4 protein-coding genes are annotated in these 6,838 nt (G+C 54.1%); 1 reads left to right on the top strand and 3 read right to left on the bottom strand.

Features of this window, described 5'->3' with window-relative positions; genetic code table 11:
* Positions 1 to 135: 135 nt before the first annotated feature.
* Both ABEV74_RS18935 and gyrA read right to left on the bottom strand, forming a co-directional pair.
* Positions 136 to 1,212 (bottom strand): HD-GYP domain-containing protein, encoded by a 1,077-nt coding sequence (locus ABEV74_RS18935; RefSeq protein WP_430148472.1) that lies wholly within the window; start codon positions 1,210 to 1,212, stop codon positions 136 to 138.
* A gap of 14 nt (positions 1,213 to 1,226) precedes the next feature.
* Positions 1,227 to 3,749, bottom strand: a complete 2,523-nt coding sequence (gene gyrA / locus ABEV74_RS18930; protein WP_430148469.1) for a DNA gyrase subunit A — start codon at positions 3,747 to 3,749, stop codon at positions 1,227 to 1,229.
* Between the two features lie 301 nt (positions 3,750 to 4,050).
* Here gyrA and ABEV74_RS18925 point away from each other — a divergent pair, with 301 nt between their 5' ends.
* Complete coding sequence (locus ABEV74_RS18925; protein WP_430148466.1) at positions 4,051 to 4,830, top strand: YheC/YheD family protein; 780 nt, start codon at positions 4,051 to 4,053, stop codon at positions 4,828 to 4,830.
* A gap of 54 nt (positions 4,831 to 4,884) precedes the next feature.
* On the opposite strand, the gene gyrB is transcribed toward ABEV74_RS18925, so the two are convergent.
* Entirely contained in the window at positions 4,885 to 6,795 is a 1,911-nt protein-coding gene (gene gyrB, locus ABEV74_RS18920; RefSeq protein ID WP_430148463.1) for a DNA topoisomerase (ATP-hydrolyzing) subunit B, read from the bottom strand.
* Positions 6,796 to 6,838: the final 43 nt, after the last annotated feature.

Below are 6,838 nucleotides of genomic sequence, written 5' to 3'. Positions count from 1 at the left end.
GCGACTTTTATAATATATCACGCTCTCCTATTAGATTGCAAGTGTTTTTTATAAAAAAATAACTGTAAAATAATCCCTTCTAGTTAAGGGGTAAGAAGAGAAAAGCCGCCGGCCCGAACCGGCGGTTTCTTGATCTTAGGATGAGGAAATGACCTCTTGAATATGCAAATACCGTTCCGTCGGCAACCGGATAATCGTACCGGCGACGGACACCCACGGCCTTGTCGGCTGTTGGGAATCGGAAAATACGATTTCGCCGATCCGGTTGTCGCTAAGACGGACGACGGTTCCAATATGAAAACTCGTCACCTTGTCGATGAATGTCCGTACATACGACGCATCAAGCTTGCCGAAAGCATCTTGCTGGATTTGCTCCAAAACGAGATAAGGCGACAGGGCATCCCGATACGTCTTGCGAAGCGTCATCGCATGGAATACGTCCGCTATCGCGACCAGGCGCGCATAAGGATGGATTTTGGAGCCATTGACGCCAAGAGGATAGCCGCTGCCGTCCATTCGTTCGTGATGCTGCAGCACGGCCAGCTTGACCCCTTCATTCAAAGACGCGATGTTTTTGACCAGCTGATACCCGAGCACCGGATGCTGTCTGATTTCTTCCCGCTCGGCTTCGGTCAGCGAAGACGACTTTTGCAGAAGCGATCGGTCGATCTTCGCATTCCCGATATCGTGCAGCAAACCGGCAAGCGCAATTTGCATCCAGTCCTTGCGGGAAAAACCGTTCCATTGCGCCAGCAGATAAGCCGTCATGGCGGTCATGACACTGCTGTGGAATAAACTGTCCTCGTCCGTCTTCCGTTTCGGCATAAAGGTCAAGATGTTGTATTCGCTGCTATAACTGAGCAATTGTTCCAGCGAACTGCGAATGTCGAAAACGGGCAGCGCTCTGCCGCCGGCCGCGTCGGCGAAAGCTTTCTTCAGCACCGCTATCGATTCGGAATAAGCCCGCAGCAAGCCCGATTTCGGTTCTTCTGCTCCGTGAGACCGGTTAGCGGATGCTTCGTCCCCTTTCGGTTCTCCGCTTTTGCTTTCCTCTTTTTCAAGCTCGATGTGCTTAATCAGAAAAGCTTGCAAAATTTCGAGTTCGCGAGCAGTGATGACTTTGCCTTTCCGGAGAAGCGTACCGCCCTGTGCAGTTACAACGTCCTTCGCCAGGATATCGCCAACCTGTACGTGCGCCAACGGTACCATCATCACTGTCGATCCCCCTATGCTTCGCCGTCATCCGAACGATCGTTTTCATCGTGACCGGAGTCCGAATCGGAACTTTCATTCCGATCTTCGGCGCCTCCCTGCTGAGCGTCCTCTTCGTTGCGAGCCACCCGCGTCACGCTGGCGACCGCATCCTCATCGCGAATATGGATCAGCTTGACCCCTTGCGTATTTCTCCCCATCGTGGAGATCCCCGCCATGCTTGTCCGAATCAGCGTGCCGGAGGTTGTCATAATCATCAGGTCCTCATCGTTATTCACTACTTTCAGGCTGACGATCTGACCGTTCTTTTCCGTCACATTCAACGTCTTGATCCCTTTGCCGCCCCGGCTCTGTATCCGGTATTCGCTCATCGGCGTCCGCTTGCCGTAACCTTTGGCCGTCACGATCAATACGTCCTGATCCGGCACGACGACATCCATGTCGATGACCGTATCGTTCTCTTCCAGTTGAATGCCTTTAACGCCTGTCGCCGAACGCCCCATCGAACGAACGTCGCTTTCCGGGAAACGGATCGACATTCCTTGACTGGTGCCCATAATGATCTCCCGGTTGCCGTCTGTCAGCTTGACGCCGATAAGCGCGTCGTCTTCCCGCAAATTGATAGCGATCAATCCGATTTTGCGGATGTTCGCGTAATCATCGAGCGGCGTTTTCTTCACGATCCCTTGCCGGGTCGCGAAGAACAAATATTGGTCGCTATTGAACGATTCGACCGGGATTACCGCATTTATCGTCTCGCCCTGTTCGATCTGAATCAAATTAATGATCGGCGTTCCCCGGGCGGTGCGGCTCAAATCCGGAATTTCGTAGGCTTTAAGCCGGTACACTTTGCCCTTGTCCGTAAAGAACAGCAAGTATTGATGCGTATTGGAGACGAACAAATGCTCGACAAAATCGTCGCTCTTCGTCTCCATGCCGATAACGCCCCGTCCGCCGCGCTTCTGGCTGCGGTATGTGGTGACCGGCAAGCGCTTGATATAGCCGGTATGCGTGATCGTAATGATGACATCCTCTTGCGGGATCAGGTCTTCGTCGAGAATTTCGGTGTCGCTCGCCGTAATTTCGGTGCGGCGCTCGTCTCCGAACTTCCGCTTGATCTCCTCGAGCTCGTCGCTAATAATTTGCAGCACAAGCTGTTCGTCCGCCAGGATGGCCTTATATTCCGCGATTTTAACGAGAAGCTCGGCATATTCCGCTTCGATGTTTTCGCGTTCCAGGCCCGTCAGCCGCTGCAGCCGCATCTCCAGAATGGCTTGCGCCTGCTCGTAGCTGAGCGAGAACCGGGTTATCAATCCTTCACGGGCGATGTCCGTCGTCCGGGAGCCGCGAATCAGCGCGATCACTTCATCCAGATTGTCCAGCGCAATGCGCAAACCTTCCAGAATATGGGCGCGCGCCTCGGCCTTTTTCAGGTCGTATTCCGTTCGCCTGCGTATAACTTCGATCTGATGCTGCAAATAATAGTACAGCATATCGCGCAGATTTAGCACTTTGGGCTCGCGGTTGACCAGGGCCAGCATATTGATCCCGAAAGTGGATTGCATCTGCGTATGCTTGTACAAATTGTTCAGGATGACGTTCGGATTGACGTCCCGTCTAAGCTCGATCACAATCCGCATGCCGTTGCGATCGGATTCGTCCCGCAAATCGGTAATGCCGTCGATTTTCTTCTCCCTGACGAGCTCGGCGATTTTTTCGACGAGCCGCGCTTTAATGACCTGATACGGCAGCTCGTGCACGATAATGCGCGCCTTGCCGCCGCTTTCCTCGATCGTGGCGCGCGCACGCATCGTGATCGATCCCCGTCCAGTCTGGTAAGCCTGCCTGATGCCGGCACGGCCGAGAATGAAGCCCGCGGTCGGGAAATCCGGCCCTTTGATATATTCCATCAAATCGAGCGAAGTCAGATCCGGATCGCGAATAAGGGCCTGCACGCCGTCAATAACCTCGACCAGATTATGCGGCGGAATGTTAGTCGCCATCCCTACCGCAATGCCGCCGACGCCGTTGACGAGCAGATTCGGATACCGCGCGGGCAGCACGGCCGGTTCCTGCTCTTCGCCGTCGTAGTTCGGCACGAAGTCGATCGTGTCCTTATTGATGTCGCGCAGCATTTCCATGGCGATTTTGGACAACCGGGCTTCGGTATACCGCATCGCCGCCGCCATATCGCCGTCAATCGAACCGAAGTTGCCGTGTCCGTCGACAAGCATATAGCGCATGGAGAAGTCTTGCGCCATGCGAACCATCGTATCGTAAACCGCAGAATCCCCGTGCGGATGGTATTTGCCGATAACTTCGCCTACGATTCTGGCGGATTTTTTGTGCGGCTTGTCCGGAGACATGCCAAGTTCCGACATCGCATACAAAATACGACGGTGAACCGGCTTCAGTCCATCTCGTACATCCGGGAGCGCGCGGCTGACGATAATGCTCATCGCATAATCCATGAAAGAATCCCGCATCTCCGTTCCGATATCGCGTTCCCGCACCTTCGAACGTTGTTCTTCCGCCATTGTCTACCTCCTGATTTCTATCAGTCCGGACATTACCGGCAATCGATTCGTCGTTACAGTTATCTGAAAATAAAAACGGTTATATTTCAGTCTCCCACATCTTGACCGCGAATAAACGTCGCCGCCTTTTGACGCCGTCGTTAAAAATATGCGGAATCTGCGGCAAAATGGGTGACGGCCCCCCGCACTTTACCCATCCGTCGTCATAATATAGCAATAAATATTATTATAGCATTGAAACGAATCCCTGTCTCTTATTAGGAGGACGCAGTTCATCAGAAAAAAGGCGGGTGACCTTTATTTGCGCATACAACGCGTTCGCAGCAAATGGAAAAAAACCGGCGCGCTGCTGCAGTCCGCAGAATTGAAAAAGCATGTCCCCGATACCCGGTGGTTCGGACGCAAATCGCTCCAGGACATGCTGGATCAATATGGCATGGTGTATGTGAAACCGGATAACGGCTCGTTCGGCAAAGGCGTATTCCGCGTCGAGCGTCTCCATCCGCCGCAGGTCGGCTACCAGTTTCGAATCGGCACTTCGACGCACCATGCGGCAACGTTCGATAAACTGTATGAACAGCTTCAGCAGCGAACGGGAAAGCGGCCATACCTGGTTCAGCGCGGCATTCATTTGCTTACCCACCGCAAGCGAAGATTCGACGTACGGGTTATGGTGCAAAAAAATCCGCATGGAGTATGGGAAACGACAGGCATGATCGGCAGGCTGGGCGACCCCCGCAAAATCGTTACAAACTATCACAACGGGGCCACGCCGATGTCGCTTTCCAGACTGATGACGCAGCATCTGCCTTCCGCCAAGCAGCAGTCGTTCACGGCACGCTTGGCGTCGCTCGGAGCCTTGGCCGCCCGCCAGCTCGAAACCCGCTATCCGCGGCTTAAGGAAATCGGCGTCGATGTGGCGGTCGACAAAGATTTGTTCCCCTGGATATTGGAGATCAACACCTTGCCGGACCCGTTTCTGTTTCGCAAACTGAACGATAAACGCGTATTCCGGAAAATTTACCGGTATGCTGTTTCCTACGGCCGATTCAAACGAAACGGCCGGGCGGCAAGCCGATGATTCCGAAAAGCCGTCCGATGGAACCGGACGGCTTTTGTCGTTTGATAGTCGATGTCAAATATCGAGATTTTTAACGAATTTCGCATACTGCTGAATGAAATCGCGGCGAGGCTCGACGTTGTCGCCCATCAGCGTATCGAATATGGCATCCGCTTCCATGGCGTCGTCAATCGTCACCTGCAGCATCGTCCGGCTCTCGGGGTCCATCGTCGTCTCCCACAGCTGGCTCGCGTTCATCTCCCCGAGACCTTTATAACGCTGCACGTTCACTTTGGCGCCTTCGCCGAATTCTTTGATAATCTGATCCCGTTCCTGCTCGGTCTGGGCGTAACGCACCGTCTTGTTCCGCTCGATCTTGAAGAGCGGCGGCTGCGCAATATAGATATAGCCGGCCTCGATAATTTTGCGCATGTACCGGTAGAAAAACGTAAGCAGCAGCGTCCGGATATGGGCGCCGTCGACGTCTGCGTCCGTCATAATAATGACTTTATGGTAACGCGCCTTCGAAAGATCGAAGTCGTCGCCGATGCCGGTGCCGAGCGCTGTAATAATAGCCCGTATTTCGGCGTTGCTGAGTATCCGGTCAAGGCGGGCTTTCTCGACGTTCAATATTTTGCCCCTGAGCGGCAAGATGGCCTGGAAGTGGCGGTCCCGCCCCTGCTTTGCCGATCCTCCCGCGGAATCGCCTTCGACGATGTACAGCTCGCTGATGGACGCATCCTTGGACGAGCAGTCGGCCAGCTTGCCCGGAAGCGAACTGACTTCAAGCGCGCTCTTGCGCCGCGTCAGCTCACGCGCCTTCCGCGCCGCTTCGCGCGCCCGCGCCGCCTGCAGCCCCTTCTCCACAATTTTTCGCGAAACGGAGGGGTTCTCATCCAGAAATTCCTGGAATTTCTCGGCGAATAGCGACTCCACGATGCCCCGCACTTCGCTGTTGCCAAGCTTCGTTTTCGTCTGTCCTTCAAACTGCGGCTCGGGAATTTTAACGGAGATGATCGCCGTCAGTCCTTCGCGCACGTCGTCGCCGGACAGATTCGTGCCGCTGTCCTTGATCGTGTTCGTTTTGCGGGCGTAGTCGTTAATAATCCGGGTCAACGCGCTCTTGAATCCGGATTCGTGCGTACCGCCCTCATGTGTATTGATGTTGTTCGCGAACGAATAAATATTTTCGCTGTAGCTGTCGTTGTATTGAAGGGCGACCTCGACCTGAATGTGGTCTTTCATCCCTTCGACATAAATCGGTTTTTCATGCAGCGGCTCTTTGTTGCGGTTCAAATATTCGACAAACTCGATAATCCCGCCTTCATAATGGTACGTGTTGGAGGCGCCGGTCCGCTCGTCCAGCAGCGAGATCGTAATGCCCTTGTTGAGGAACGCAAGCTCCCGGATCCGGGACTGCAGCACCTCGTATTCGAATACGGTCGTTTCCGTAAAAATTTCGGGATCGGGTTTGAAGCGCGTCTGGGTCCCCGTCTCGTCGGTCTCTCCGACCACTTTCAAATCGTATTGCGGGACGCCGCGACGGTATTCCTGCTGATAAATTTTGCCGTCGCGCTTGACTTGTACGATAACCTGCTCGGAGAGCGCGTTCACGACGGATACGCCGACGCCGTGAAGGCCGCCCGACACTTTGTACCCATCTCCGCCGAACTTTCCTCCGGCATGGAGAACGGTCATCACCACTTCGAGCGTCGACTTTTTCAGTTTCGGGTGTTCGCCGACCGGAATCCCGCGGCCATTGTCGATGACGGTGACGCTGTTATCTTCGTGAATGATGACTTCGATTTTCGTGCAATAGCCGGCCAGCGCCTCGTCAATACTGTTGTCGACGACTTCCCATACGAGATGATGAAGTCCTTTGCCGCTCGTCGATCCGATGTACATGCCCGGGCGCTTGCGAACCGCTTCCAGCCCTTCGAGCACCTGTATCTGACTTTCGTCATACGTATTTTGATTCAATGTCATTGCCCGTTCACTGCTCCTCTCGACTGCTCATCCTGATTGCTGA

Origin of the sequence: Paenibacillus cisolokensis (assembly GCF_050481165.1) — a bacterium.
GTDB classification, from domain to species: domain Bacteria; phylum Bacillota; class Bacilli; order Paenibacillales; family Paenibacillaceae; genus Paenibacillus_AH; species Paenibacillus_AH cisolokensis.
This window is presented reverse-complemented; position numbering and strand designations above follow the sequence as displayed.

Bases quoted from the DNA above. Each gene is read 5' to 3' on its own strand.
- ABEV74_RS18935 (WP_430148472.1), bottom strand. From the start codon at position 1,212: ATGATGGTACCGTTGGCGCACGTACAGGTTGGCGATATCCTGGCGAAG.
- gyrA (WP_430148469.1), bottom strand. From the start codon at position 3,749: ATGGCGGAAGAACAACGTTCGAAGGTGCGGGAACGCGATATCGGAACG.
- gyrB (WP_430148463.1), bottom strand. From the start codon at position 6,795: ATGACATTGAATCAAAATACGTATGACGAAAGTCAGATACAGGTGCTC.